This window comes from Candidatus Polarisedimenticolaceae bacterium (genome assembly GCA_036275915.1).
Taxonomy (GTDB): Bacteria; Acidobacteriota; Polarisedimenticolia; order Polarisedimenticolales; family DASRJG01; genus DASRJG01.
Genome location: DASUCV010000010.1, coordinates 23,140 through 49,658, shown reverse-complemented (window position 1 = coordinate 49,658; position 26,519 = coordinate 23,140). Strand labels below are relative to the sequence as shown.

Sequence of the window (26,519 nt, the reverse complement as noted above, 5' to 3'; positions counted from 1 at the left end):
ACCTTTAGGCCCTGACGGTGAGAGCTCAGTCAGCGAGACGCACGAAGCTCGAGCTCGATGCGTCTTCCACCACGCAGCACGACGACCGACAGCGACGCACTCGGATCGTGTTTCGAGAGCGCCTCACGGATCTTCTGTCCGGCATCGTCATCCGAGACGTCGATGCCTTGCACGGCGAGGATCACGTCGCCGCCGACGAGGAACGTCGCGTCGCCGATCATCGCCTTCTTGTTGCCAGGCAGGAGCCCAAGCCTCGCCGCAGGAGAGCCCTCGGCGATGCGCTGCACGAGAATGCCTCGGGGCTGCGGAAGCTGGAAGATCCTCGCCATGTCCCCTTCGAGGGTGACCCCCTCCATCCCGGACCAGAATGTCTGGCCGGATAGCACCAGCTCCTTCGCAAGATTCGAGGTGACGACGAAGCCGAGCCCGCCGGCACCTGCTTCCTGAAAGATGATGTGGCTGACGACGCCAATGACGTTGCCGTTCATGTCGAACATCGGGCCGCCGGAGTTTCCTGGATTGATCGAAGCGTCTGTCTGGAATAGCTCCGCGCCGAGCATGCCGCCAAGCAAACCCTTCGCGGCGCGTCGGCCGCTGATATGGCCAACCGAGAGGGTCTTGCTCATCCCGAGCGGCGCGCCGACGATGAACACTTCGTCGCCGACTTGAACGGCGCTCGAGTCTCCGAGCTTCGCGACCGACGCCTTCATCGGCGCGCGCTCAAGCTTCAACACGGCGAGATCGGGGCCTGTCTCCGACGCGACCACCTGCGCGCGCAACGATTCGCCCGCGACGTCGACGACAATGCGCGTCGCGACCTGAACGACGTGGGCCGCCGTCAAGACGCGGTCCGGCTCGATGAGCACTCCGGAACCGATCTCCTCGTCGTCGGTGCCCACAAGCCCGGCTCCGCTCGCCGTTCGCTCGGTGGCGTGAATCTCGACGACGCTGTTGGAGACTCTCTTGAAGACCTCGGAGAGTGAGTCGGCGCGCGCCGAACGTGATAGCAGGACAAGAGCCAAGACCATTCCTTTTGCCCACGATTTCATCGACGCCCCCTGCCTCATTCTGCCTCACATTCTACGCGGCGGACGCCCGCGACCGCGCAGCGAGGACTGCAATCCCAACCGTTCTGCGGTCCCCAAGATCCAAGCGTGAGTGCCGTAAGGCCGGTCGCGCGCGGCGCATTCGCGGATGCGGGACAGCTCTGAATCATGCAGCGGTGAGTCCACCCATCGCGTCCAAGGCGTTGGCAGCTCGACCGGCGAAGTCGACAGGACTCGACCGCTGATTTCCGGTGTCCCGGCCGCGGCGTCTCGATGTCCGGCACTCGACCATTTCCATTGCATGGATGATGCAGCGAGCGATGCACGCACGGGGTTACGCTCGACGTAGCGCAAGACGGCGAGCAAGTGATCGTCCTTTTGAATCGGAAATGCCTTATAGCGTCCTTGCCAAACCCGCCCGGTCGAAGAGTATCGCCGCTGGTAGCGCCGAACATGGGATGTAAGCAGCCACTGCATCCACCGACTGAGCGCGTCATCCATTCGCGGTCTGAGGACGAAGTGGAAGTGGTTTGGCATGAGACACCATGCGAGCGTATCGACCGGATGACGAGCGCTCGCTTGAGCGATGAGGGTCGTGAACTCATCGAAGTCTCGAGCGTCATGAAAGACGGTTTGCCGAGCGTTGCCGCGAGAGAGTACGTGGTAGCAGACATCGGCAACGGAAGCGCGAGCTGTGCGGGGCATGCTCAAACCTGACGAGAAGGCGGGACCTTCGCCAACTCTACTATGATCGGCGACCATGCGGCGAGTCGGAGGAGTTGTAGGAAAAAGCAGAATGTCCCCATTTCTGCTCGCGTTGGCAATCATCGGAATGTCCATGTCGACCTGGGCTGCCGAGGACACCGGCGTTTCGTTCGCGTTCGCGACGCAGGCGGGATCCGGGATCTACAACATCGAGGGACGCGTCGTCCAGATCTACCGGATTCCGATCGACTTCAACATCCGTGAGCTGACTGAGGATCGCGTGTGGGGCGCGACGTTCGGCGTGCCGCTCACGTTCGGCTTCTACGACTACGAGACACAGGATGTGTTGGAAGGCGAGTTCCCGTCGCAGGTCGGCACGGCGAGCCTCCTTCCGGGCGTCGAGTTCCCGGTGCGGGTGCAGGATCCATGGATCCTCTACCCGCACGCGGATGTGGGCGCGGCGAAAGATTTCTCCGGTGACCAGCTCGTGTGGGTCTACGACACGGGATTGCGCAGCATCCAGTCGTTTCCGGTGGGCGGTTGGAACGCGCGCGCCGATCAGGAGATTCTCTGGGCGGGAGCGGCGGGGTCCGGCAATGCACTCAGCGATTGGTACGGCGAGGGGAAGGTCGGCCTCGAGTTCCGCCACGATTTGCCTTGGTCATCCGGTCGCTCGCGCTGGGATTTCGGAATGTTCATCACGTACTCGCGCTTCATCCAGAAGAAGCAACCCGAGGGCGGAGGTGTCGCCGTCACCTACGGAGCACCCGCAGCGACACCCGGCGTCGACGAGCAGACCGAGATCGGTTTCTCGTTCGGGAACAACCCGAAGCTCGCGTGGTGGAAGCTGACGATGCCGAAGCTTGGCCTCAGCTATCGCTTCGGCGACGGCATCCGCGGCGCCCGGTTCGTGATCGGAGAGATCTTCTAGCGGCTAGCGAGCGGGGAGACCGATCGGGCAGCTCACACCGGTGCCGCCCAGGCCACAGTATCCGTTCGGGTTCTTGTGCAGGTACTGCTGGTGATAGTCCTCGCCGTACCAGAACTCCGGCGCCTCGCGGATCTCGGTCGTGATGTCGCCGTAGCCCTGCGCGGCCAAGCTCTTCTGATACGCGTCGCGTGATGCCCCGGCGGCTTGCGCCTGTGCGCCTCCGTACGTGTAGATCGCCGACCTGTACTGCGTCCCGACGTCGTTCCCCTGGCGCATCCCCTGCGTCGGGTCGTGGCTCTCCCAGAAGAGCTTGAGGAGCGCGTCATAGGACGTCTTCGCCGGGTCGAAGACGACGCGGACGACTTCCGCGTGCCCTGTCTTTCCGGTGCAGACTTCTTCGTAGTAAGGGTTCGGCGTGAATCCACCGGCGTAGCCGACCTGCGTCGAGATCACGCCGGGCGCCTGCCAGAACTTCCGCTCGGCGCCCCAGAAGCAGCCGAGGGCGAACTGGGCCGTCTCGGCGCCGGCGGGAAACGGCGGCTCCATCGGCGAGCCGAGAACTGCGTGCTGCGCGGCGACCGGGAACAGGCGTCGCGTACGGCCGGGAAGCGCTTCCGTGGCGTCGATCGTGCGGGTCTTGTCGGACTTCGAGAAGATCATGTCTCTACGATAACGCACGCGATAAACTCCGCCCATGCTCATCCTCGCGCTCGCGTTTTCACTCGTGTTCACGCCGAAAACCATGCGGCTCGACTACTTCCACACCGGCGATCACGGCCATGAGATCGTCGCGCTCGACCGCGTCGTCTCGGACGGCCCGTGGGCCGGAAGCACGACGCACCTCCTGGACGACTTGAACCTGGGCACGTACTACTTCGAGGTCGTCGATCCGCAAACGAACCAGACGATCTACTCGCGCGGCTTCGCGTCGCTTTACGGCGAGTGGGAAGATACGGCGGAGGCGAAGATCGGGACGCGCACCTTCCACGAATCGCTGCGCTTCCCGTGGCCGAAGGCGCCGGTGCAGGTCGTCCTCAAGAAGCGGGGCAAGGACAACTTGTTCCGCGAGATCTGGACGACGCGCGTCGATCCGTCGTCTCCCGCCGTGAACGCGGCCGATGTCGCGCCGGCGGGCAAGGTATGGACCGTCTTCGAGAACGGGCCGCCGACGGAAAAGGTCGATCTCCTCATCCTCGGCGAGGGGTACACGGCGGCCGAGATGCCGAAGTTCCACGCGGACGTGAAGCGCCTCACCGACAAGCTGTTCGCGACCGAGCCGTTCAAGTCGCGGAGGAGCGACTTCAACGTGCGCGCAATCGATCTTCCCGCCGCGACGAGCGGAGTGAACCGTCCGCACGTCGGCAAGTTCCGGCGCACCGCGGTGTCGGCCGAGTACTACATCTTCGAGTCCGAGCGATATATGTTGACCTATGACAACCGTACGCTGCGCGACGTGCTCTCCGAGGCGCCGTACGAGTTCATCGAGATCCTCGCGAACGAAAAGCAGTACGGCGGCGGCGGCATCTACAACTTCGAGGCGACCGCGAGCGTCGACACGGCGTTCGCCGAGTACGTGTTCGTCCACGAGTTCGGCCATCACTTCGCGGGCCTGGCCGACGAGTACTACATGTCGCCCGGCGTGTTCACCGCGTTTCCCGCCGACGCGCCCGAGCCGTGGGAGCCGAACATCACGGCGCTTCGCGACCCGGCGCACCTCAAGTGGGGCGATCTCGCCCTGACCTCGACCCCGCTCCCGACGCCTTGGGACAAGGACGCGTGGGAGAAGGTTGCGAAGGAGTTCCTCGACCGCCGGCTCGCGCTGATCAAGCGCGCCGCCCCCGAGTCCGAATTCGACGCGCTCTTCCGCGAGCAGCAGAAGTCGGATACGCCGATGCTCGGCGGAATGAAGTACTCGGGGAAGGTCGGCGCCTTCGAAGGCGCCTCGTATCAGGCGAAGGGCCTGTACCGGCCGCAGACCGACTGCATCATGTACACGCGCGACGAGGTCGGCTTCTGCAAGGTGTGTCGCAAGGCGATCGAGCGCGTCATCGACATGTATTCGAAGTAAGTGGGAACATTTACGACGTCGGCTTCGGCGGCTTCGGAAGCTTCTGCACCTTCGCCTTGCACGCCTGGAACTCCGCGGTGTCGACGAGGTACTTCTCCTTCGCCGGCAGGAAGGCTCGCGCCCAGGTGATGCCGTTCTGCACGCGCTTCGCATCGGTCGGGTGGGTCGAGAGGAACTCCGGCGTCGACGACCCCTTCGACATCTTCGCGAACATCTCGAAGAAGTGCGCGATCGCCTCCGGGTCCCAGCCGCCCTTCCAGAGGTACTGCGAGCCCAGGAGATCGGCCTCGGTCTCGGAGGCGCGGTCGAAATGGAGGGTGACCAGCCCCGCCGATTGCGTCGCCCCTTCGTTGAGGAGTCCCTGGGTCGTGTTGCCCAGCTTGAGGAGACCGCCCAACACCGCCGAGCCGACCTGCGCGCCGGTCTGCGCGAACTGGTTGCGCGTCGCACCCTCGGTGACATGGCGCGCGATCGCGTGCGACGTTTCGTGCGCGATCACCCCCGCGAGCTGCGATTCGTTCTGCGCGACCGCGATCAAGCCGCTGAAGACGAAGATGTGACCGCCCGCGGTCACGAACGCGTTGACGTCCTGCGTGTTCACCACGCGCACGGTCGGTTTCAAGTTCGGCTGGTCGGAGGAGGCGACGATCTTCAGCGCGAGCTGCGTGACGTAGCCGACGATGTCGGGGTCGGTGATCGCGGGAAGCTTCTGGTCGAACTGGTTCGACGCCTCGAGGCCCATCTTCGCCTCGTCGTCGGCGTTGTACATGTTCTTGTCGCCCTTGTTGACGTCGCGCTTGCCGATCTCGTTGATGTGCGAGAGGACCTGCTCGTGCTTCTTCGAGCCATAGACGATGTCTTCGCACCATGCGATCGACGGCGGACGTTTGAACGTGAGCTGGAAGCTGCCTCCGCCCTCGGGCTTGATCGAGAAGAGGTTCATGCACGAGCCTTCGTCCTTGCCGTCTTCGACGCGCTTGTAAGGTGCGGCGACGACGGCCCAGCCTTTCTTCGACGGCTCGACGCGCACGCGGATCGTCTTCACGCCCGCTTCCCAGATGAACGCGAGACGGACCGCGTCCAGCCCCTTCATGTCGATCCCACGCACGACGATGCCGCCCGAGGCGTCGGTGGCCGTGGCCACGTGCTTCGGCTCGTTCTTGCCGAGGTAGGGGAAGACGTTGATCGCCATGCCGGCGACCGGCTGACCCTTGTCGTCCTTGACGACGACGTCGAGACGTGGCGCCTTGTCGCGGCCGGGCTGGCCGATTTCGACGAGGGCGGGCCCCGTCGCGGGGACCTCCTTCTCGGGATAGCGCCAGACTTCGCCGCTCGACCTTGCGGAAACGAACGCGAACAGGGACACGAAGACCACGATGGAGACGCGCGCGACGTTTTTCATGACTCGACTCCCGTGGAAGACCCGCAGCGATTCTACCTCGACAAACGCCACCTGCGGCCGGCCACGGCGGCGGCCAGCAGGATCGCCGTCGCCGCGGCGAAGCGTGCGGGAATCCCCGCGGAAACCGTCAAATCCGACACTCCCATGAAATCGAGCGCCGGGACGGGCTGCAGCGGGCCGACGTACCAGAAGACGACGTAGAGCGCCTCGAAGAGCTTCGATCCGCCGCTCCAGGTTCCGCAGGCCAGAGCGAGGGCGGGAATGAACAGCGCGCCCACGAGCCACGCGCCGAACGCCGCCAGGTTCCCGCTCGCGAGGATGCGCACGGCGAGCCCCCCCGACGCGACGATCGCGACCGTCACGCCGGCGGCGTAGACCGAGGGGAGCTGACGCAGGAGAGGCCGTGGCGCGACGAACACGAGCTCCTCGGTTGCGTCTTTCGCCTCGCGCGCCCCCATCGACGACCAGACGAGAACCGGCCACAGCCAGGCGAACGGCAACAGCTTGCCGCGGGCGAAGGCGGACGGAGCGAACGTGCACGCCGCCGCCAGACCGACGAAGACGGCCCACCACCAGATCCTGCGGCCGCTCAACATGAGCTTCAGCTCGCCGGCGTAGACCGGAGGCAGGAAGGCAGGAAGCCGGAGGGCGATGCCGCGCGTTCCTTCTGCGCTCCGCGGTTTCGCCTGGAGGAGCCTCGTGCCGTCGCCGCCGAAGCGATCGAAAGGCACGGCGGCCGCGAGCGCGAGGAGTGCGGCGATGCCGAACCACGCGAGGCGTGACACGACGAGCGACGGCGACCACGCGAGGCCGTTCCAGACGAAGGTGCCTCGCGCGGGGTCCTCGAGCGAGGGGCCGATCGAGAAGGTGAACCCTTCGCGATAGTCGGGATGCGCGGCGCGCGCAGCCTCGCCCATGCTCTCCTGGATCGTTACGAGACCGCTCATGTCGGCCTGGCGCGAGTGCGTCACCATCGGGACGGTGAACAATGCGGACCACGCGAAGAACCAGAGCACGTTTCCCAGCCCGCCGGAGAGCGGGCCGATCGTCTCGAACAGAACGGCAAGCGCGGCGATGACCGCCATCGCAGGCAGCGCGATGAGAACGAACGGGCCGACCATGGGGAGCAGCTCGACCTTCCCTCCGTGCATCCACACGAGGACCGGCGCCGCCGCGGCGAGCACGACGACGATCGTCGCGAGGACGGCGAAGTTCGAGAGGCACTTGCCCAGCGTGTAGGCGCTCTTCGTGAGCGGCGTTGCGGCGAGGATCTCGCCCACGCGGGTGTCGCGGTCGCGCTGGACCGCGTTCTTCACGATCCAGAACCCAACGAGCGAGACGATCACCGAGACGGTCGCCGCGACGAGCGCCGCCGCCCACGCGCCGTTGACCTCGCCGGCGTAGTCGCCCACGCGCATCGTCACCTGACCTTCGACGACGAGCCAGCCGATCCAGGCGCTCGCGGCGAGAGTGACGAGGAAGGAGTAGCGCCGGATGCGCTCGAGCGCGTCGGCGCGCGCGATCGCGAGCAGGGCGCGCGGCGCGATCACGCCGGCGTTTCCCGCGCCGCCTTGACGAATCGGAGGTAGGCCTCCTCGACCGACGGTGCTCCCGCGCGGGCGGCCAGCTCCGCGGGTGACCCGCGCGCGAGCAGGCGGCCGGCGCCGACGATCGCGATGTCGGACGCGATCGCCTCGACATCCGACACGATGTGCGTCGAGAGGATGACGATCCGCTCGCCGGCCATCTCGCCGAGAAGATCGCGGAACCGGACGCGCTCTTCGGGATCGAGGCCGACCGTCGGCTCATCGACGATGAGCAGCTTGGGATCTGTGAGGAGCGCCTGCGCGATGCCGACGCGCTGGCGCATCCCTCCGGAATAGCCGCCGAGGGGCCGCTTCCCGGCCTCGACGAGGTTGACGAGCACGAGAAGCTCGTCGATCCGCTTGCGCGCGCGCTTTGCGTCGAGGCCGCGGACCGCCGCCAGGTACTCGAGGAACTCGACCGCGTTCAGGTTCGGGTAGACGCCGAAGTCCTGTGGGAGGTAGCCGAGCACCTCGCGCACGGCGTTCGGCGTCGCGACCACGTCGATCCCGTTCCAGGTCACGCGCCCGGCGGTCGGCTTGGCAACGGTCGCGACAATCCTCATGAGCGTGGACTTGCCGGCTCCGTTCGGGCCGAGCAGGCCGAGGATCCCCGGGCCGAGCTCGAGCGAGAGCCCGTCGAGCGCCCTGGGCCTTCGCGGGTAGTCCTTTCGTAGGTCCTGGACGGAAAGCGACAGCATGGCGGCGGGAGCATACGCGACTCTCGAAACCTGGAGTGCCGCTCTCCGCACGCGGAGATCCTCGTGACGCGTCTTGCGCGGCTTGCCACTTTTTCAGGCCGGCGCTCTGGCACGTCCCTTGAGTTCGGGGTCTGCATGGAGGACGAGCGCATCGAGATCGACGATCGAGTCGGATTCGGCCGCCCGCGGATCCGCGGCACACGGGTCCCGCTGGACGTGCTCTTCGCGCGCCTGGCCGCCGGGATGGCCGAGGCGGACGTCGCGAAGGAGTACGGCATCGACATCGGGGACGTTCGCGCCGCTCTCCTCTGGGTCGCTCGCCGCATCGCGTCGGAGCGCGCATGAGCCCGCGCCTGCTCGTCGACGAGGACGTGCCCCGGTCCTGCGTCGAGCGGCTGCGCGACCGCGGCGCGTTCGTGGTCGATCTCCGCGACGAGCGCCCGCGCGGATTGTCGGATGACGAGGTCTGCGCCTTCGCGCAGCGGCTGGGACTGACGCTCCTCACCGGCCACGCCGGCTTTGGCGACATCGCCCGGTTCCCGCTCGATCGCCGGCCCGACATCCTCGTCGTCGCCACCGACGATCCCGAGATCTGGGCGCCGGCGCTCGGCGACGTCCTGCTCTAGGGCGACGCGAGCTTGATGACGGCGTCCGGGATGCCGGCGTTCTTCCACGCCAGGATCTCGTCGACGCTGAGCGGGCGCGAGAGACGGCGCTGCTTCGCGTAGGCGGCGAGCACGTCCTCGCCGACGCCGCCGTTCTTCAAGCGGACGAGCTCGTCGAACATCGCTTGCGGCTCCATCGGCTTCGGTACAGCCGCGGCCGCGGCCGCGGCGGGCTCGTCGGTCGTGCCGAGCGCTTCGGTCATCGCCTGGTAAAGCGCCGTGCCCAGAAGCTCGTTGCACGTGCTCTCGCGGCCGTCCACGGCCGTGTAGCCGGCCTTCCCCGCACCAGGGTGTGTCCACGACGTCTCGCCCGAGGGTCCGACGAGCGAGAGGCTCAGGCGCACGTCGGCCTGGTATTTCGAACCGAACGTCGCCGACGTCTCCTCGACCCAGTAGCGCTCGAGCTTGATCGCGACCGTGACCCCGCCTTCTCCGGCGGCGACGCCCCACGCCTTGAGGATCGTCGTCACGAATCCGCCGACTGCGGCGGGCACGGCGTTCTTCGCGCGCCAGACGTAGACGACGTCCTCCTTCTCCCTCTGCTCGCCGACGGCCGCCGGATCGTCGCCGCCGCGGGCATCGACCACCTCGACGTGCACGGGCCCCGCGAGGAGCGACGGCGGGACCGCGGGTCGCACGAGCGACCCCTTCTTCGGGAGCTTGTAGGCGAGCGTGATCGGCCGCGACGCCGCAGCAAGAACGGCGCCGGCGGCGAGCAGCGCGGGGATCACCAGGACGGTACGCATGGGCTTCATGCCGCCAGTGTAGGGGAAAGACCCGGATTTGTGACCCGGGCGGAGGCGCTACCATGGAGACATGACGAGAACCGCGAACGCACTCGAGGACGCTCGCGCGCTTCTCCGCGACAAGAAGACGCGCATCGCGGTCGTCGGCGCGAGCAACGACCCGCGGAAGTACGGGAACATCATCCTCAACGATCTCGCCGCGCGCGGGTACGACGTCCTCCCCGTCAACCTCCACGAGACGGCGATCGCCGGCAGGCGCGTGTACCGGACCCTCGCCGACGTGCCCGCGCCCGTGGATCTCGTCGACGTCGTGACGCCCCCCGACGTGACGCTGACGATCCTCCGGGACGCGGAGGCGGCGGGGATCGGCCTCGTCTGGCTGCAGCCCGGGAGCTTCGACGCCGAGGTGCTCGCCGCGGCGGCGGCCGCCCCGTTCCGGACCGTGCACGACGCCTGCGTCATGGTCGAGGCCCGGCGGGTCGCGACCTGAACCGGGCCTGAATTTCGCCGATTCGCACGATCATGCGATGGCGGCATCCCCCGATTCGCCGGATACTCGTGGCACGCGTTTCGGGGAGGGACATCCATGAGACACCGGGGAATCGCTCGCGTCGCGCTCGCCGTCTCGTTCGCTTCGGCAGTTTCCGCCCGCGCACTCGCGCAGTGCGACACCACGCCGCCGGCGCTCACCGCGTTCACGTTCTCGCCGGCGTCGATCGACACGACGCTCGCGTCGCAATCGGTGATGTGCAGCATGACGCTCACCGACTCGCCCGCGGGAACGGCGAGCGCGACCTGCGCGTTCACCGCCCCCGACTTCGTCCATCGCGCGAGCTGCACCGCGACCACTCCGTCGTCGGGGACGGTGACGAGCGGGACCTGGTCGTGCACGGTGATCGTGCCGCGCTACTCGCCCTCCGGGGTCTGGACCGCGTCGGTCACGCCGATCGATGCGGTCGGCAACTCGGCGAGCATCAACCCCGCGATGTCCGGCTTCTCCTCGATGCTGACCGTGACCTCCGACCCCGACACGGTGGCCCCGGCGCTCTCGACGTTCACCCTCATGCCGGCGACCGTCACCGTCTCCGGCTCGTCGCAGACGACGACGTGCAACATGGGACTGACCGACGCGAAGTCGGGCGTCAACATCGCCCAATGCCAGCTCGCCGCACCCAACAGTAGCCAGACGGTCTCTTGCGTCTCCGTCGCCCCGTCGTCGGGATCGCGGAACAGCGGAACCTTCTCCTGCACGCTCACGATCCCGCGCTACGCCGATGCGGGGTCGTGGACGCCCTCGGTCCTCGCGATCGACATGGCGGGGAACGTCCCGACGTCGGCCTACATGCCGGCGGCGAGTCTGACCGTGAACTCGTCTCCCGAAGACATCACCGCGCCTTCGCTCACGAATTTCGGCTTTGCGCCGACCGCGATCAGCACCGGCTCCGGCCCGAACACGGTGACCTGCACGATCGCCGTCGCGGACTCCCTCGCCGGCGTCGATACCGCGAGCTGCACGCTCAGCATCTCGGCGTTCGTCCCGCCGGCGAGCTTCGTCACGCAGTCTCAAACGTGCACCGCGACGGCTCCCGTCTCGGGGACGCGCAACAGCGGCACGTTCCAGTGCGGCGTCGTCATCCCGCGCTATTCCACGAGCGGGTCGTGGACCTCGTCGACCACCCTGACCGATCTGGCCGGCAACTCCGCCAGCTATCCGCAGAGCAACCTCCTCAACGTCGATTGCAACGCCAACGCCGCTGCCGAGACGACGGACCGTTTCGCCGCCGACAAGCAGACGCTGACCTGGGACACCGTCGCCGGGGCGACCCAGTACGACGTCTACCGCGGCCCGCTCACGAACCTGGTCGACGCGAATGCCGACCATCTCCCCGACGGCGGCTACGGCACCTGCCAGAACTCCCGTGACCCGGTCATCACCGACACGAGCTTCCTCGACACCGACGTTCCGGCGGCAGCGCAGGGATTCTTCTATCTCGTCGCCTACAAGACGGGCGGGGTGGAAAAAGGCCTCGGCGCGAACAGCTTCGGTACCCCGCGGACGGTCGCCGCGACCTGCCCCTGACCCGAAATTTTTTCGCGGGCCGCTTGACGACAATTGTCGTCAGGCGTACGATCACATTGACTACACTTGTAGTCGAACGGGATCACGCATGACGAAGCTGCCGGTCGGCGAGCAAGAGCTCAGGATCCTCAAGGACCTGCTCGAGCGGGGCCCCGGCTCCGTCGGCGAGCTTCACGGCCGCTACGGCGAGCCGCGCGGCCTCGCGCGATCGACGGTCCTCACGATGATGGAACGCCTGCGGCGGAAGGGTTATCTGACGCGCCGCCGGGAGGACGGCGTCTATCGCTACCACCCGCGGGGCGGCGAAGACGTGCTGAGCGGTCTCGTCGGGCGTTTCGTCGAGCGCGCGCTCGGCGGCTCCCTCTCCCCGTTCGTCGCTTATCTCGCCGAGCGCGAGGCCGTCTCGGATCACGAGCTCAGAGAGCTCGAGCAGCTCGTCGGCCGCCTGCGATCGAAGCGCAAGGAGCGGAAGCCGTGAGCGCCGTCGTCGTCGACCGCCTGCTGCGGGCATCGATCGAGGGGACCTTCGTCGTTCTCTTCGTCGCGCTGATCTGCAGGCTCGTGCCCTCGCTCCCCGCACGGCATCGTGCTGCGCTCTGGTGGCTCGCCGCGGCGAAGCTCCTGTTCGCGTTGGCGCCCGTGCAGCCGCTCGAGCTGCCGCTGCTCCCGCCGCCGGTCCGGCTCGAGCACGCGACCGAGAGCGCGGCACGGCTGACGACCGTCGCTCCCGCCTCGCCCGCGGCTCGGCCCAAACCGTCACCCGAGCGTTGGCTCCTGGGCCTCTGGGCCGCGGGGCTCCTCCTGTTCGCCGCAGGATCGTCGGCCGGGGCGATCCGCGCGCGCCGCCTCAGGCGATCGGGCCGTCCGCTCCGCGATCCGGCTCTCCTCGCTCAGAGCGAGCGCGCGGCCCGCAAGCTGGGGCTGGCGCGCACGCCCGAGGTCCTTCTCGTGCCCGGACTACCGGGCCCTCTCGTGACGGGGCTCGTCGCACCCTCGATCCTCCTCCCCGAGACGGCGGTCGCGCGCCTCGACGCGGCGGAGCTCGAGATGGTCCTCGAGCACGAGCTGGCCCACGTGGCCCGGCGGGATCTCTGGCTCGGCATCGTGCCCGCGGCGGCGCGGCGGGTCTTCTTCTTCCACCCGCTCGCATGGTGGATCGAGCGCGAGTACGCCGTCGCCCGGGAAGCGGCGTGCGACGACGCCGTTGTGACGCACGGCGGTGCCGACGCCTTCACGTACGGAACGCTCCTCTTGCGTCTCGCCACCGGCCGGCACGCGTCGACCGCGGCTCTCTCCCCCCGCTCCATGCTCCGAAGGAGGCTCGAGATGATCGAACGCACGGCGAACCGGAAGCCGCTCCACGCACGCGTCGTCTGGATCTTGATCGCTCTCGCGGCCGCCGGGTTCGTGCCGGTGCGGCTCGTCGCGCGCGACACCCCGGCGCCCGAAGCGCCAGCCGCGCCTGCGACCGCCGCGACGGAGCCCACCCCGGCTGCCCTGCCCGCGCCCGCTGCGGCTCCTGCGATGCGGGCTCCCCTCGCGCGGGCCGCGGCGCCGCCCCCGGCTTCCGGCACGCCATCACCCACGCCGGTGGCGGCTCCCCTTCCGGCCCCACGTGCGACGACGGTCTACAAGCGATCGGCAACGTCTCCGCCTCCGCCGCCGCCGCCCCCCGCTTCCGGGTCGATCGAGGTGCCGGACGCGCCCGAGGCACCGGCGCCGCCTCCCGCTCCCGCTCCTGCGGCTTTCGAACGCTGTCTCGATCTCGGCAAGTCACGGGACAGCGCCTTCGTCATCACGGACGGCGATTCGCACACGATGTGCGGCGACATTCGCGACATCCAAGAGGCTGAGCATGCGCGCGGCAAGGGCGACGACATCATCTGGTTCCGTGTCGACGGGCAGAGCTATGTCGTGCGCGATCGCGGCACCGTCGTCGAAGCCCGCGAGACGTTCCGCGCACAGAACCTGGTGGGAACCGAGCAGTCCAGTGTCGGCGACGTCCAGTCCGCGATCGGCGACAAGCAGGCGGCAATCGGCGAAAAGCAAGCGCAGCTCGCGCAGATTCAGGCGAAGCTCGCCGACGAGATGGCGGCGTCGGGCCGCGATGCGGAGGTTCAAGCCAAGATGAATGCGCTCTCGGCACGCATGAACGAGCTGAACGCTCAGATGCGGGCCCTCAGCGAGCAACAGGCCGAGCTCGGCGCGCGGCAAGGCGCGCTCGGCGAGAAGATGAGGCTGGAGGGCTCCGACGCGCAGCGCCGCCTCACCGAGATCCTCGAACGCGCATTGGAGAGCGGACGCGCCGCCAAGATCCAGTAGGGGACAACAAACAAAGAGGGGACAGCTTCCGAAACTCGGAGAACAGAGTTTCGGAAGCTGTCCCCTCTTTGTTCGTGCCTACTCGAGCATCGAAGGAACGCCGCTCTCCGTGTCGGGCTTGATCTCGGGGCTCGCGTTCAGGATGCGCGCGCAGGTGTTCCAGCGCAGGAGCGCGCTGTCGTCACCGGCCGGAGCCGTCGCCGCGGCCTCCTCGAAGCGCGCCATCGCGTAACGGAAATCGGCGTAGGCGCCTTGCCGCGCGCCGGCGCGGCCGCTCTTGAGCAGCGCCTTGGCGCGGCGCTCGTGACAGATGCCGTCGTAGTACGCGTGCGTGTGCGGGTCCTGGAGCGTTCCCACGAGTGCCGTCGCCTCAGCCCACGTTTCGGCGAGCCGGTGGATGAACTGGTCGGTGAGGGCGAGGATGAGCAGGATCGTCGCCGCCGCGTTGCCGGGCTCGGCCGCGAGCACGTCGCGGCAGATGCTCTCCGCCTCGCGGGCCTCGTTCAGGAGGCGATAGCGTTCGGCCTTGGCGAGAGCGGCCGGAACGGCGTCCTTGTGCAGGCGTTTCAGCTCGAACATGGCCACCTCGCTCAATCGATACCGACGATGCGCATGAACGTCCGGAGCGGATCGTAGTAACGATCGACGATCCGCTCCTTGAGCGGGATGATCGCGTTGTCCGTGATCGTGATCCCCTCGGGGCAGACCTTCGTGCAGCACTTCGTGATGTTGCAGTAGCCGGCGCCGTGCTCGTCGCGCAGCTTCGGCAGCCGGTCGGCGACGTCGAGCGGGTGCATCTCGAGCGCGGCCACGTGGACGAGGTTGCGCGGGCCGATGAACTTGTCGTGGAGCGCGTGCTCGCGCAGGACGTGGCAGACGTCCTGGCAGAGGAAGCACTCGATGCACTTCCGGAACTCCTGGACCCGGTCGACGTCGGATTGCGCCATGCGCCACGTGCCGTCGGGGGCGTCGGCGGGCCGCGGCTTGAACGGCTCGATCTTCTTCTTCGCCTCGTAGTTCGACGACACGTCGGTGACGAGGTCGCGGATCAGCGGGAACGCCTTCATCGGCTCGATCCGCACCGGATCGTCGGGAAGATCGGAGAGGCGCGTCATGCACATGAGCCGCGGCTTGCCGTTGATCTCGGCCGAGCACGACCCGCACTTCCCCGCCTTGCAGTTCCACCGCACGGCGAGATCGTTCGCGGACTCGGCTTGCACGGCATGCACCGCGTCGAGCACCACCATTCCGGGCGCGACCTCGGTGCGGTAGGTCTGGAACGCCCCGCCCTGCCGGTCGCCGCGCCAGATCTCGAACGTCCGCTCTGGGTTCACTTCATCTCCTCGATGATGGCGCGCTGCTCCGGCGTCGGCTCGGGAAGGGACTCGCGCGCCACGGTCATCTCGCCGCCGCCCTGCTTCCGCACGACCATTGTGACCTTGCCGAGCTCGGGGCTCTTCTCCGGGTAGTCGTCACGAAACTGCGCGCCGCGGCTCTCCTTGCGCTCGATCGCCGCGCGCGCGATCGCTTCCGAGACGGTCAGGAGGTGGCGGAGGTCGAGCGCCGTATGCCAGCCCGGGTTGTACTCGCGGTTGCCGGTGACCCGCACCGCCGCGGCACGCGCCTTCAGGCGCGCGATCGCCTCGAGGGCGCGGCGCATCTCGTCCTCGCGCCTCATGATGCCGACGAGATCCTGCATCGTCTCTTGCAGCTCGCGCTGGATCGCGTACGGCCCTTCGCCGGCGTCCGGAGCGCCCGCGAACGGCGCGAGCGCCTCACGCTCCGCGGCGGCGACCTGAGCCGCGTCGAGCTTCGGCGCACCGCTGTCGTGCGCGAATCTCGCGGCGGCGGCGCCGGCGCGCTGCCCGAAGACGAGCAGATCGGAGAGGGAGTTTCCGCCGAGCCGGTTCGCTCCGTGCAGACCCGCGGCCGACTCGCCGGCCGCGAAGAGTCCCGGCACGCTCGACATCTGCGAGTCGGGATCGACCCGGACGCCGCCCATGATGTAGTGCGTCGTCGGCCCGACCTCCATCGGCTCCTTCGTGATGTCGATCCCGGCCAGCTCCTTGAACTGGTGGTACATGCTCGGGAGCTTCCTCTTGATGTGGGCCTCGCCGTCCTTCACACGTTCCTTGATCCATGCGATGTCGAGGAACACGCCGCCGTGCGGGCTCCCCCGGCCTTCGCGGATCTCGCGCATGATGCAGCGCGACACGTGGTCGCGCGTCAGGAGCTCCGGCGGGCGCCGCGCGGACTTGTCCCCCTGGCAGTAACGCCAGCCCTCTTCTTCGGTGGTCGCCGTCTGCGCGGCGTACAACTCGGGGATCTGGTCGAACATGAACCGCTTGCCCTCGCGATTGCGGAGCACGCCCCCTTCGCCGCGGACGCCCTCGGTGACGAGGATGCCGCGCACCGAGAGCGGCCAGACCATGCCCGTGGGGTGGAACTGCACGAACTCGATGTCCGCGAGATCGGCCCCCGCCTCGTAGGCGAGGCTGTGCCCGTCCCCGGTGTACTCCCAGCTGTTGCTCGTGATCGAGTAGGCGCGCCCGATGCCGCCGGTCGCGAGGATGACGGCCTTGGCGTGGAAGACGGCGAACCGTCCACGCTCGCGCTCGTAGGTGAACGCGCCCGCGATCCGAGGGCCGTCCTTCAAGAGCGCGGTCACGGTGCGCTCCATGTAGAAGTCGATCCCGGCGTGGATGCCGTGATCCTGGAGCGTGCGAATCATCTCGAGTCCCGTGCGGTCGCCGACGTGAGCGAGGCGCGGGTACCTATGGCCGCCGAAGTTGCGCTGGAGGATCCGGCCGTCGGCGGTGCGGTCGAAGAGGGCGCCCCACGCCTCGAGCTCGCGCACGCGCGCCGGCGCTTCCTTGGCGTGCAGCTCGGCCATGCGCGGCTGGTTGACGTAGCCGCCGCCCCGCATCGTGTCGGCGAAGTGGACGCGCCACGAATCGCGGTCGTCGACGTTGGCCAGCGCCGCGGCGATCCCGCCTTCGGCCATGACGGTGTGCGCCTTGCCGAGGAGCGACTTCGAGACGACCGCGACCTTCGCCCCCGCAGCCGACGCTTCGATCGCGGCCCGGAGACCGGCGCCGCCGGCGCCGACGACCAGGACGTCGCACCCGATCGTCCGGATCTCGGCGCTCACAGGATCCTCCAGTCGCTCCAAACGCCCATCGAGCAGAGGCGCACGTAGAGGTCGGAGAATCCGACGGAGACGAGGCTGCACCACGCGTAGAGCATGTGCCGGCTGTTCAGGCAGCCGACGCAGCGGTAGGCGGTGCCCCGCAGCGCCGCCGACTTCGAGAGCTCGTCCTTACGCCCGCCGATGAGATGCCGGAGCGAATGGCAGCCGAGCGTGTACATCCCGAGGAGGGTCACGTTCGTGGCGAGGATGAGGGTGCCGAGCCCGATCCCGAAATGCGTGCCGCCGGTCGCGGGATCGGGGAACCAGAGCGCCTTCCAGACGTCCCACGCGAGGATGAGGAGGATCGGCTCGGCGAGGCGCAGGAAGAAGCGGTGGATGTTCATCATGATGAGCGGGAACGAGGCCTCGCCGCGGTAGCTCTTCCGCGGCTCGGAGACTGCGCACGACGGCGGGTCGGCCCAGAACGCCTTGTAGTAAGCGCCGCGGTAGTAGTAACAGGTCAGCCGGAACCCCGCGGGCGCCCACAGGATGAGGAACGCCGGCGAGAACGGGAGCCACGCCGGCCAGATGGCCGGCTTCGGTCCGAACCACGCGTGCGGCGAGTCGCCGAAGATCTCCGGCGAGTAGAACGGCGAGAGGTAGGGGCCGAAAGTGTAGTGCTTCCCCTGGAACGCCGCCCAGGTCGAGTAGACCACGAACGTCGAGAGGCCGAGGAAGACCACGAGGGGCTGGATCCACCAGCGGTCGCGGCGCGAAGTGGCGCCGAATCCACGTTGGACGAGGGGTGTCGTTTGCGCCATGACGCGGAGGATACCCCGGAGAAAGGCTGGCCGGGACGCCCCGCCTTGCCCCGAGGCGTTGGGGAACCAACATTTCTACCGGAGTAAAACCATGTCCGGGGCGAACCAAGACACCGGTGTCCGACAGGCGGCCGACGAGCTGCAGCGCTACCTCTCCGACGAGATCGCCCCGATGATGGCGGTCGAGTACTTCGAGCAGCTCATGCCGCACCCGCCGGAGATCACGGCGAAGATCATCGCCCACTGGGTCCAGGCGCAGCACCACAAGCCCGGCGAGCGGGTCACGAGCGCCGATCTCATCTACCACGCCCTCAAGAAGCTGTCGCTCCTCTCCGAGCTCGAGCTGGTCCGCCGCGCCACGATGATGCGCTCCATCCACGAGGTGAGCCGTCTCCTCGTGCAGGTGTGCCCTGCCGGGCAGCGCGACGAGCTGCGGCTGCGCCTGAGCCACCTTGGCGAGACGACGACCGTGCTCTCCTCCCGCGCGGAGTTCCTCCACCGGGAGGCCGGCCTGGGCGGCGGTCCCGCTCCCGAGGGCGGTGCCGCAGCACCGGCGGCGCAGCAGCAAAGCCCGAAGGAAGTGGCGCAAGCGAAACCCGACGCCGACTCGATCGACCGCGGCGCGCGCGCTCTGGGGATGCTCCTCGACGGGTTGGCGAAGCTTCACGACCCGAAGGCGAAGGAGGCTCCGAAGGAAGGCCCCGAGGCCGCGCTCCTCGCGCAGATCCTCTCGACGGCCGCGCTCGAGTCGAAGACCAACGAAGATCTCGCCCAGCATCTCGAGCGCATCAAGAAGGAAGGGGTCGCGACCCCGATGGGTCAGGTCTTCCGCGCCCTCGGCTGGAGCCTTCCGGGCTGGGGCACGATCGGCGAGGAAGGGAAGGGCGACGTCGATCCGCGTGCCGGCCGGCAGCTGAAGGCGATGGACCGGATCGTCGCGCTCGCCCCCGACGCTCAGGAGCGAGCGAAGCGGTGGGGCGAGATGATCTACGCCGCCATCGAGCAGCTCAACGAGGGGCGCCTCGCGCAGGCGGTCTCGATTCTCGAGGTCGCGAAGCGCCTCATCACCGAGCGCCGTCCCGATCCCGAGATCGTTGCGCAGGTGTTTCAACAGGCGGAGACGGCGATCTCGGAAGATCTGCTGCGCCGGCTCGCGGACGTGCCCACGAAGCACGGGCTGCTGCGCAAGGTGCTCGAGTTCTTCCCGTCGCTCCGCCCGGACATGCTTCTGTCGCACCTGGACGGCGAGATCCGGCGCGAGAAGCGGAAGCTGATCCTGACGCTCCTCGAAGTCCACGGTCCGATCTGCCGCGACGCGATCCTCTCTCGCCTCGCGTCGGTCATGCGCCACGAGATGCCTGATCCCGACGGCTTCTACCGTCGCAACCTGGCCTTCCTCCTGCGGCGTATTCCGCGGACCGCCCACGAGCGCCTCGAAGAGGAGCTGGCCCTCCTGACGGCGATGGTCGACCCGCTCGAGCCTCCGATCTCCGCGAAGGAGGCGGTGATGGCGCTCGGCCAGGTCCGCCACAGCGATGCCGAGATGGCCCTCATCGACCGCCTGCGCTCGCTCGAGGCGGAGATGATCTCCCGAGGCGGATCGAGGGACAGCTGGGAGCTGGCGGACCGCATCTGCGCGGCGCTGGCGCGGCACGGCTCGCCGCGCGCGATCCGCGCGATCGCGTCCCACGCGTGCAACCGGGCGCCGGCCTTGGGCGACGCGCTCACCCGCTTCGAGCACCTCTCGCGCCTCGACCTCACGGTCGATCCCGAGCAGCTCGCCGTGCTCCTGAAAGCGATCCGCGACCTGGCGCCGGCCAAGGTCCTCGGGTTCGTGCCGAAGAAGGGGCACCACGATCTGGCGTGCATGATGAACGCGATCGCCGGAACGCCGGCGCAAGAAGTCCGCGCCGTGCTCCAGGGGATCGCGGAGAAGTTCAAGAACCACGCGCTCGGCGAACAGGCCCGAAGTGTCCTGGCCAAGCTCGAGCCGAAGGCGCGCGTCACGCCCGACGCTCTGACCGGCGACCTCGAGCTGTTCGGCCTGCCGAACCTCATGCAGACGCTCGCCGGCTCGGGCTCGTCCGGCGAGCTGGTCCTCTTCGACACGCAGCAGGCGCGCCAGGGAGCGATCGTGCTCACGAAGGGGAAGATCACCCGCGCGGACCACGGCACGCTGGCCGGCGCCGAGGCGATCTACACCTTCATGGAGAAGCCGTTCCCGGGGAGCTTCGCGTTTCGCGCGGTCGCGGACGATCGCGAAGTCTCGTCCGATACTGCGCTCGACGCCATGTCGGTCCTCCTCGAAGGGGCGCGGCGTCACGACGAGTACCAGCAGGCGCGCGCCTTTGCCGCCGACGGGGTGCGCTACGAGCCCGCGGGAATCCCGGCCATCCGCCACCCCGACGAGAACGACGGCGAGCTGGCGACCGCCGTGTGGGACCGCGCGGCCGCGGGCACCCCCGCCGACCTCTGCGAGAAGGAGGTCAAGGCCGATCCGTACCGCGTGCGCCGCCTCTATGCGTACTGGGTCGAGTCCCGCGCTCTCCGTCCCCGCGCCTGAGACCCCTTCCCAACTCCTCGCGTCGCCCTCATACTCCCGCCGTCATTCCACGGGAGATCGAGCCATGGCCAAGAAAAAGCACGCGAAGAAGGCGATCAAGAAGTCCCTGAAAGCCGCGAAGAAGTCCGCCCCCAGGAGGCCCGCCGCCAAGAAGCGCGCGGCGAAGAAGCCGATGAGCGAAGCCGAGATGATGGCGCAGTGGCAGGCCGCGTCCACACCCGCCGAAGGCCATCAGCGCCTGGCGCCGATGGTCGGCAAGTGGAGCGCCGTGACCGAGTTCGTCATGGCACCGGGAGCGCCGGCGCAGAAGCACGGCGGCACCTCCGAGAACGAGCTCGTCCTCGGCGGGCGCTACCTCCGCCAGGTTTATCGCGGGCTGGCGATGGGCATGCCGTTCGAGGGAATCGGGTACACCGGGTACGACAACCCGAGCAAGCGCTACGTCGGCACGTGGATGGACACCTTCGGCACCGGCCTCATGAACAGCGTCGGCACCGGCAAGCCCAGCGACCAGAAGCTGACGTTCGCCGCCGAGGCGATCGAGCCGTCGGGCAAGACGGTCCTCTTCGACTGCATCATCACGATCCAGGATCGCGATCATCACGCCTACGAGATGTGGACCAAGGCCCCCAACGGAAAGCGCTACCGCACGATGCGGGTGGACTACGTCAGGGCGTGATCCCTTTCGGGAGGAGGAGCGACGATGCCGTTCGGGACGCTTTGGTTGCCGGTGGTGGTGTCGACAGTGGCCGTGTTCTTCGCGAGCTTCCTCGTCCACATGGTGCTCAAGTACCACAAGGCCGACGTGAAGCAGCTCCCCAACGAAGAGGCGGTCCGTGACGCGCTGGGAAAGGGGTCGCTCGCACCGGGTCAGTACATGACCCCCTACTGCGTCGACAACAAGCAGATGAAAGAGCCCGCGATGCAGGAGAAGTTCAAGAAGGGCCCCGTGGCGATCGTGACCGTCTTCCCGAACGGCAGCGACATGGCCAAGCACATGGCGCTCTGGGTCGGCTTCTGCCTGCTCGCCAGCTTCACCGCAGCCTACATCGCGCGGCACACGCTGAGCGTCGCAGCGGCGCCGCGGCAGATCCTGCAGATCACCGGCGCCGTCGCGTTCGTCGCCTACGGCTACGGCAATTTCGTCGATACGATCTGGAGGGGCCAGCCCTGGGGCACCACGATCCGCGCGCTCATCGACAGCCTCATCTACGCGATCGTCACCGCGATGATCTTCTGCTGGCTCTGGCCGAAGGGTTAATGGGGACAGTCCCCTTTTTCTTCTGACAGATCCCGTGAGCACACGCACGACCGTGCCACTCCACCGCGAGTCTGTCGCCCGTCTCGTCGCGGCGCAGCCGTTCGACGTGCGAAACGCCTCGATCCGCGAGATGAACCGGCTCGTGAACGCCATCGAGGCCGACTCCGGGCTCACGTTCATCCGGATGGAGTTCGGCATCCCGGGCCTCCCGGTGAGCGAGATCGCCATCCGCGCCGAGATCGATGCGCTCCAGAACCGCCGCGTCGGGAACGTCTACGCGCCGTTCGACGGCATCCCGGAGCTCAAGCAGGAGGCCTCGCGCTTCGCGAAGCTCTTCATGGATGTCGACGTCCCGCCGACGTGCTGCGTTCCGGCCGTCGGCGCGATGCTGGGCACCTTCGCGGCTCTCGCGCTCGCGAACCGCATGCACAAAGGCCGCCGCACGCTGATCCTGTTGCAGCCGGGCTTCCCGGTGAACCGTCAGCAGGCGCGCTTCCTCGGTCTGAAGACGCACTCGATCGATTTCTACGATCATCGCGGAGAGAAGCTCTTCGCGGCGGTCGAGGAGCGAATGCGCGAGGGGGACGTCTGCGGCGTTCTGTGGTCGAGCCCGAACAATCCGAGCTGGGTCGTTCTCGACGACGACGAGCTCCGCGGACTCGGCGCCCTCTGCGACCGCTACGACGTGCTCGCGATCGAGGACCTGGCCTACTTCGGCATGGACCTGCGCCGCGACGTCCTCACGCCCGGCGAGCCGCCGTATCAGGCGACCGTGCTGAAGCACACGAGGAACGGGATCTCGGTCGTCAGCAGCTCGAAGATGTTCAGCTACGCCGGGCAGCGGATCGCGATCGCGTTCCTCCACCCGGCCCTCGCCGAGCGGCGGCTTCCCGATCTTCCGGAGCGCCTCGGCAGCTCGCTCGTGCGCCACGCCTTCATGCACGGGATCCTCTACCCGTTGATCGCGTCGGTGCCCGAGACGCCGCAGTACGGTCTCGCGGCGCTCCTCGCCGCCGCGAACGGCGGCCACCGCGAGCTGTTCGAGCCGGGCCGGGAGTACGCGCGGCGCGCGAAGGCGATGAAGGCGATCTTCCTCCGGAACGGGTTCCGTCTCGTCTACGACAACGACCGCGGCGAGCCGCTCGGGGACGGCTTCTATTTCACGATCTCCTATCCTGGGTTCGACGACGGCGTCGATCTCATCCTCGAGCTGCTCCACTACGGCGTCAGCGCGATCTCGCTCGACGCGACCGGGAGCTGCCGCCGTGAGGGCCTCCGGGCCTGCGTGTCGTTGACCGGGCCCGAGCTGTTCGGCACGCTGGAAGAGCGCGTCCGCGCCTTCCACGAGGATCATCCCGTCTCACGAAACTGATCTTGCACTTACGATTCGGTAGTCGACGGGTTGGCGTTTGCTGAATCCGGACTGAACGCGCCGGGAAAGTCCGGTACATCCCTTGCAGAAATGCCGCGCATGCGGCGTCCCATCGTTGTCCTCATGGCGCTCGTTCTCATGGGATCCGCCCATGCCGCGATGACGCCTGCCCAAGCCTCCCGCTTCCTCGCGCAGGCGACGCTCGGCGCCGACTACGCCGAGATCCAGCGAACCGCGCGCACGACGCCGACGCTGTGGCTCCAGGACCAGTTCGCGCGACCGATCGGCTACCACGAGCCGTTCCTGGACGACCGCCTCCGCCAAGGGCTCTCCGTCGGCTCCGACGAGCGCCGCTACGCGTGGTGGCAGCAGGTCATGGAGGGGCCCGATCCGCTCCGGCAGCGCGTCGCGCTCGCGCTCTCCGAGATCTTCGTGATCTCCGACGTCCAGGGCGACGTTGGGGCTCAGCCGATCGGCGCGGCGAATTACTACGACATGCTGCTCCGGAACGCGTTCGGGAACTACAGGACGCTCCTCCACGACATCTCGCTCCATCCGATGATGGGCGCCTACCTGAGCCACCTGCGGAACGACAAGTCCGATCCGGCGAGCGGGCGGTACCCCGACGAGAACTACGCGCGCGAGGTCATGCAGCTCTTCTCGATCGGCCTCTTCCAGCTGCGGTCGAACGGCACGCTCCTGCGCGACGGCAAGGGGCGGCCGATCCCGACCTACACCAACGACCAGATCACCGAGATGGCGAAGATCTTCACCGGCCTCTCGTTCGACGGCGCCGACCGCGACTTCTACCGCGGCCAGGAGAACTGGACCGCGCCGATGCGGATGTACGAGGAGCACCACGAGCCGGGCCCGAAGTATCTCCTCCGCGGAAAATACGTGCCGGCCGGGCAGACCGGCATGCAGGACGTCGACGCCGCGATCGACAACCTCTTCCGGCACCCGAACGTCGGCCCGTTCCTCTCGCGCCGGCTCATCCAGCGCCTCGTGACGTCGAATCCGAGCCCGGCGTACGTCGCCCGGGTCGCGGCCGCGTTCGCCAACAACGGCCGCGGCGTGCGAGGCGACATGAAGGCGGTCATCACGGCGATCCTGCTCGACCCGGAAGCGCGCGCGTGGCCGACCGCCGGCGGCATCACGAAGGGGATGCTGCGCGAGTCGTTCCTCAGGCGCGTCCACTTCGCGCGCGCGTTCGACGCGAAGAACCTCGCCGGGACCTGGCCCATCTCGGATGGCGGCGCCCCGGACGACTTCGGCCAGCGGCCGCTCTCGTCCCCGACCGTCTTCAACTTCTTCCTCCCGGACTACCAGCCGACCGGGATCATCGCGGACGCCGGCCTCGTGGCACCGGAGTTCCAGATCGTGACCGCGGTGACCGCGATCACGAGCGCGAACGCGCTGAACTCCGAGATTCGCGGCGCCCTGAACTCGGACCCGAACGACGCGCTCGAGGTGCGGCTCGACCTCACCGACGAGATGGGGCTGGCCTCGGATCCGCTCGCGCTCGTCAACCGCCTCGACCTGCTCCTCATGTACGGGACGATGTCGAACCCGATGCGCGGCGTCCTCGTCCACGCGCTCGAGCAGCTCCCCGATCCGCAGGAGCGGGTCATGACCGCGCTCCAGCTCATCTCGATCGCGCCCGAGTACGCGGTCCTCAACTAAGGGGATGATGCGATGACGACACGACGCCGACAGGGCGACGTCCCCCGCCGAGACCGCCGCCGGTTCTTGGGCCAGGCGAGCTGCGCCGCGGTGGGGACGACGGCGCTCTTCAACACGATCCTCAACCTGCGGATGTTCAACGCCCTCGCGGCGCCCACCGACGATTACCGTGCGCTCGTCTGCCTGTTCCTCTCGGGCGGGATCGACTCGTACAACGTGCTCGTCCCCCTGGGCGACGCCGAGCACCAGGAGTACGCCGCGGTCCGCGGCGACCTCGCGCTCCCGCAGAACGTCCTGCTCCCGATCACGCCGGCCACTCCCGACGGCAAGACGTACGGGCTCCACCCCGGGCTCCCCGAGCTGCAGGCGCTCTTCGCGGCCGGCCAGCTCGGCCTGGTCGCCAACCTCGGCACCCTCGCCGAGCCGACGACCTTGGACGCCTACCGGCGCGGGACCGCCAATCTTCCGGTCGGCCTCTTCTCGCACTCCGACCAGCAGATGGCGTGGCAGTCGGGGATCCCCGATCAGCGCTCGCCGATCGGCTGGGCGGGCCGGATGGCCGACGTCATGGACAGCGGGAACTGCGACCCGAACATCGGGATGAACATCTCGCTCTCGGGGAACAACATCTGGCAGTCGGGCCGGATGACGAGCCACTACACGATCAGCGAGAACGGCGCGGTGCCGCTCTGGGATTATCGCGGCACGTCGCCTTCGGCGATGGTGCGCACCGACGCGGTCGACAGCCTGCTCGCGCTCCAGTACCGGCACCTCTTCGAGAAGGTGTTCGCGGCGAAGATGCGCGGCGCGATCGACGCCCAGGTCGACTTCTCGAACGCGCTCGCGTCGATCCCGCCCCTCCAGACGCAGTTCTCGAACACGTCGCTCTCGCGCAAGTTCCGGATGATCGCGATGACGATCGCCGCGCGCGAGGCGCTCTGCATGAAGCGCCAGACGTTCTTCATCGACTGGGGCGGCTGGGACATGCACGACGAGGTCATCCTCAACCAATCGACGATGCTCCCGATCGTCAGCCACGCGCTTTCCGAGTTCCACGCGGCGCTCGTCGAGCTGGGCGTCTCGGACGCGGTGACGACGTTCACCGCCTCGGACTTCGGCCGCACGCTCACTTCGAACGGCCGGGGCTCCGACCACGCGTGGGGCGGGAACCACATCGTCATGGGCCCCGCGATCCCGGGCGGCGATCTCTACGGCTCGTATCCGAGCCTCTACGCCGGGAACGATCTCGACACGGGGCGCGGGCGTCTCATCCCGACGACGTCGGTCGATGAGTACTTCGCCCAGCTCGCCGTCTGGTTCGGCGTGTCGACCGCCGACCTCGACGTCATCTTGCCGAACATCGGGCGGTTCTGGACGCCGGGCTCGTCCACGCCGCCTCTTCTCGCGGGAACCGCCCTCACGGCGGGAAGGAGCGCATGA

At 68.0% G+C, this 26,519-nt stretch carries 24 protein-coding genes; 14 read left to right on the top strand and 10 right to left on the bottom strand.

Annotated elements, in window-relative coordinates:
• Positions 1-29 precede the first annotated feature (29 nt).
• Entirely contained in the window at positions 30-1,049 is a 1,020-nt protein-coding gene (locus tag VFV19_09015) for a trypsin-like peptidase domain-containing protein (protein HEX4824441.1), read from the bottom strand.
• Between the two features lie 835 nt (positions 1,050-1,884).
• Here VFV19_09015 and VFV19_09010 point away from each other — a divergent pair.
• Positions 1,885-2,682, top strand: coding sequence for a hypothetical protein (locus VFV19_09010; protein HEX4824440.1), 798 nt, complete (start codon positions 1,885-1,887; stop codon positions 2,680-2,682).
• A gap of 3 nt (positions 2,683-2,685) precedes the next feature.
• On the opposite strand, the gene msrA is transcribed toward VFV19_09010, so the two are convergent.
• On the bottom strand, positions 2,686-3,342 hold the full coding sequence (gene msrA, locus VFV19_09005; GenBank protein ID HEX4824439.1) for a peptide-methionine (S)-S-oxide reductase MsrA: 657 nt from the start codon (positions 3,340-3,342) through the stop codon (positions 2,686-2,688).
• Positions 3,343-3,376: 34 nt separating this feature from the next.
• On the opposite strand from msrA, the gene VFV19_09000 reads away from it, so the two are divergent.
• Positions 3,377-4,750: an IgA Peptidase M64 gene (locus tag VFV19_09000; GenBank protein HEX4824438.1), complete on the top strand. Its 1,374-nt coding sequence runs from the start codon at positions 3,377-3,379 to the stop codon at positions 4,748-4,750.
• A gap of 10 nt (positions 4,751-4,760) precedes the next feature.
• Here the strand turns inward: VFV19_09000 and VFV19_08995 are convergent, their stop codons facing one another.
• The 3 genes from VFV19_08995 to VFV19_08985 are packed head-to-tail and all read right to left on the bottom strand — an operon-like array spanning position 4,761 to position 8,436.
• On the bottom strand, positions 4,761-6,152 hold the full coding sequence (locus tag VFV19_08995) for a M48 family metallopeptidase (GenBank protein HEX4824437.1): 1,392 nt from the start codon (positions 6,150-6,152) through the stop codon (positions 4,761-4,763).
• A 32-nt stretch (positions 6,153-6,184) separates the two neighbouring features.
• Positions 6,185-7,702, bottom strand: a complete 1,518-nt coding sequence (locus tag VFV19_08990; GenBank protein ID HEX4824436.1) for a hypothetical protein — start codon at positions 7,700-7,702, stop codon at positions 6,185-6,187.
• Positions 7,699-8,436: an ATP-binding cassette domain-containing protein gene (locus VFV19_08985; GenBank protein ID HEX4824435.1), complete on the bottom strand. Its 738-nt coding sequence runs from the start codon at positions 8,434-8,436 to the stop codon at positions 7,699-7,701. Before VFV19_08985 ends, VFV19_08990 begins: the two co-directional genes overlap by 4 nt.
• Before the next feature lie 135 nt (positions 8,437-8,571).
• Here VFV19_08985 and VFV19_08980 point away from each other — a divergent pair, with 135 nt between their 5' ends.
• Positions 8,572-8,781 (top strand): DUF433 domain-containing protein, encoded by a 210-nt coding sequence (locus VFV19_08980; GenBank protein ID HEX4824434.1) that lies wholly within the window; start codon positions 8,572-8,574, stop codon positions 8,779-8,781.
• On the top strand, positions 8,778-9,062 hold the full coding sequence (locus VFV19_08975) for a DUF5615 family PIN-like protein (GenBank protein ID HEX4824433.1): 285 nt from the start codon (positions 8,778-8,780) through the stop codon (positions 9,060-9,062). Before VFV19_08980 ends, VFV19_08975 begins: the two co-directional genes overlap by 4 nt.
• On the opposite strand, the gene VFV19_08970 is transcribed toward VFV19_08975, so the two are convergent.
• Entirely contained in the window at positions 9,059-9,856 is a 798-nt protein-coding gene (locus tag VFV19_08970) for a hypothetical protein (GenBank protein HEX4824432.1), read from the bottom strand. The two genes, VFV19_08975 and VFV19_08970, sit on opposite strands and share 4 nt — an antisense overlap.
• A 61-nt stretch (positions 9,857-9,917) precedes the next feature.
• Between VFV19_08970 and VFV19_08965 the strand changes: the two genes are divergently transcribed.
• The 4 genes from VFV19_08965 (at position 9,918) to VFV19_08950 (ending at position 14,249) form a co-directional block, all read left to right on the top strand.
• Positions 9,918-10,337 carry a CoA-binding protein gene (locus VFV19_08965; protein HEX4824431.1) on the top strand — a complete coding sequence of 140 codons (420 nt, stop codon included), beginning with the start codon at positions 9,918-9,920 and terminating at the stop codon, positions 10,335-10,337.
• A 96-nt stretch (positions 10,338-10,433) separates the two neighbouring features.
• Positions 10,434-11,927, top strand: coding sequence for a hypothetical protein (locus VFV19_08960; GenBank protein ID HEX4824430.1), 1,494 nt, complete (start codon positions 10,434-10,436; stop codon positions 11,925-11,927).
• Positions 11,928-12,015: 88 nt separating this feature from the next.
• A complete protein-coding gene (locus VFV19_08955) occupies positions 12,016-12,405 on the top strand; it encodes a BlaI/MecI/CopY family transcriptional regulator (GenBank protein ID HEX4824429.1) in 390 nt (129 codons plus the stop codon).
• Complete coding sequence (locus tag VFV19_08950; protein ID HEX4824428.1) at positions 12,402-14,249, top strand: M56 family metallopeptidase; 1,848 nt, start codon at positions 12,402-12,404, stop codon at positions 14,247-14,249. The genes VFV19_08955 and VFV19_08950 overlap by 4 nt, the downstream gene beginning before the upstream one ends.
• A 78-nt stretch (positions 14,250-14,327) precedes the next feature.
• Here the strand turns inward: VFV19_08950 and VFV19_08945 are convergent, their stop codons facing one another.
• From VFV19_08945 to VFV19_08930, 4 genes are read right to left on the bottom strand one after another with little or no spacing between them, the layout of a single operon-like run.
• Positions 14,328-14,828, bottom strand: coding sequence for a hypothetical protein (locus VFV19_08945; GenBank protein HEX4824427.1), 501 nt, complete (start codon positions 14,826-14,828; stop codon positions 14,328-14,330).
• An 11-nt stretch (positions 14,829-14,839) separates the two neighbouring features.
• Positions 14,840-15,583, bottom strand: a complete 744-nt coding sequence (locus VFV19_08940; GenBank protein ID HEX4824426.1) for a succinate dehydrogenase/fumarate reductase iron-sulfur subunit — start codon at positions 15,581-15,583, stop codon at positions 14,840-14,842.
• Positions 15,580-17,400 (bottom strand): fumarate reductase/succinate dehydrogenase flavoprotein subunit, encoded by a 1,821-nt coding sequence (locus tag VFV19_08935; protein ID HEX4824425.1) that lies wholly within the window; start codon positions 17,398-17,400, stop codon positions 15,580-15,582. Before VFV19_08935 ends, VFV19_08940 begins: the two co-directional genes overlap by 4 nt.
• Positions 17,397-18,200: a hypothetical protein gene (locus VFV19_08930; GenBank protein ID HEX4824424.1), complete on the bottom strand. Its 804-nt coding sequence runs from the start codon at positions 18,198-18,200 to the stop codon at positions 17,397-17,399. Before VFV19_08930 ends, VFV19_08935 begins: the two co-directional genes overlap by 4 nt.
• 91 nt (positions 18,201-18,291) lie before the next feature.
• Here VFV19_08930 and VFV19_08925 point away from each other — a divergent pair, with 91 nt between their 5' ends.
• The 6 genes from VFV19_08925 to VFV19_08900 all read left to right on the top strand — a co-directional run bounded on the left by VFV19_08925 (position 18,292) and on the right by VFV19_08900 (position 26,519).
• Positions 18,292-20,763 (top strand): DUF4388 domain-containing protein, encoded by a 2,472-nt coding sequence (locus VFV19_08925; GenBank protein HEX4824423.1) that lies wholly within the window; start codon positions 18,292-18,294, stop codon positions 20,761-20,763.
• Positions 20,764-20,827: 64 nt separating this feature from the next.
• The gene (locus VFV19_08920; protein ID HEX4824422.1) at positions 20,828-21,442 is read left to right on the top strand and encodes a DUF1579 domain-containing protein; all 615 of its coding nucleotides are present in this window, start codon (positions 20,828-20,830) and stop codon (positions 21,440-21,442) included.
• A gap of 24 nt (positions 21,443-21,466) precedes the next feature.
• A complete protein-coding gene (locus VFV19_08915) occupies positions 21,467-22,024 on the top strand; it encodes a hypothetical protein (GenBank protein ID HEX4824421.1) in 558 nt (185 codons plus the stop codon).
• Between the two features lie 34 nt (positions 22,025-22,058).
• The gene (locus VFV19_08910) at positions 22,059-23,396 is read left to right on the top strand and encodes a pyridoxal phosphate-dependent aminotransferase (protein ID HEX4824420.1); all 1,338 of its coding nucleotides are present in this window, start codon (positions 22,059-22,061) and stop codon (positions 23,394-23,396) included.
• 99 nt (positions 23,397-23,495) lie between these two features.
• Positions 23,496-25,079: a DUF1800 domain-containing protein gene (locus VFV19_08905; GenBank protein HEX4824419.1), complete on the top strand. Its 1,584-nt coding sequence runs from the start codon at positions 23,496-23,498 to the stop codon at positions 25,077-25,079.
• A 12-nt stretch (positions 25,080-25,091) separates the two neighbouring features.
• On the top strand, positions 25,092-26,519 hold the full coding sequence (locus VFV19_08900) for a DUF1501 domain-containing protein (protein ID HEX4824418.1): 1,428 nt from the start codon (positions 25,092-25,094) through the stop codon (positions 26,517-26,519).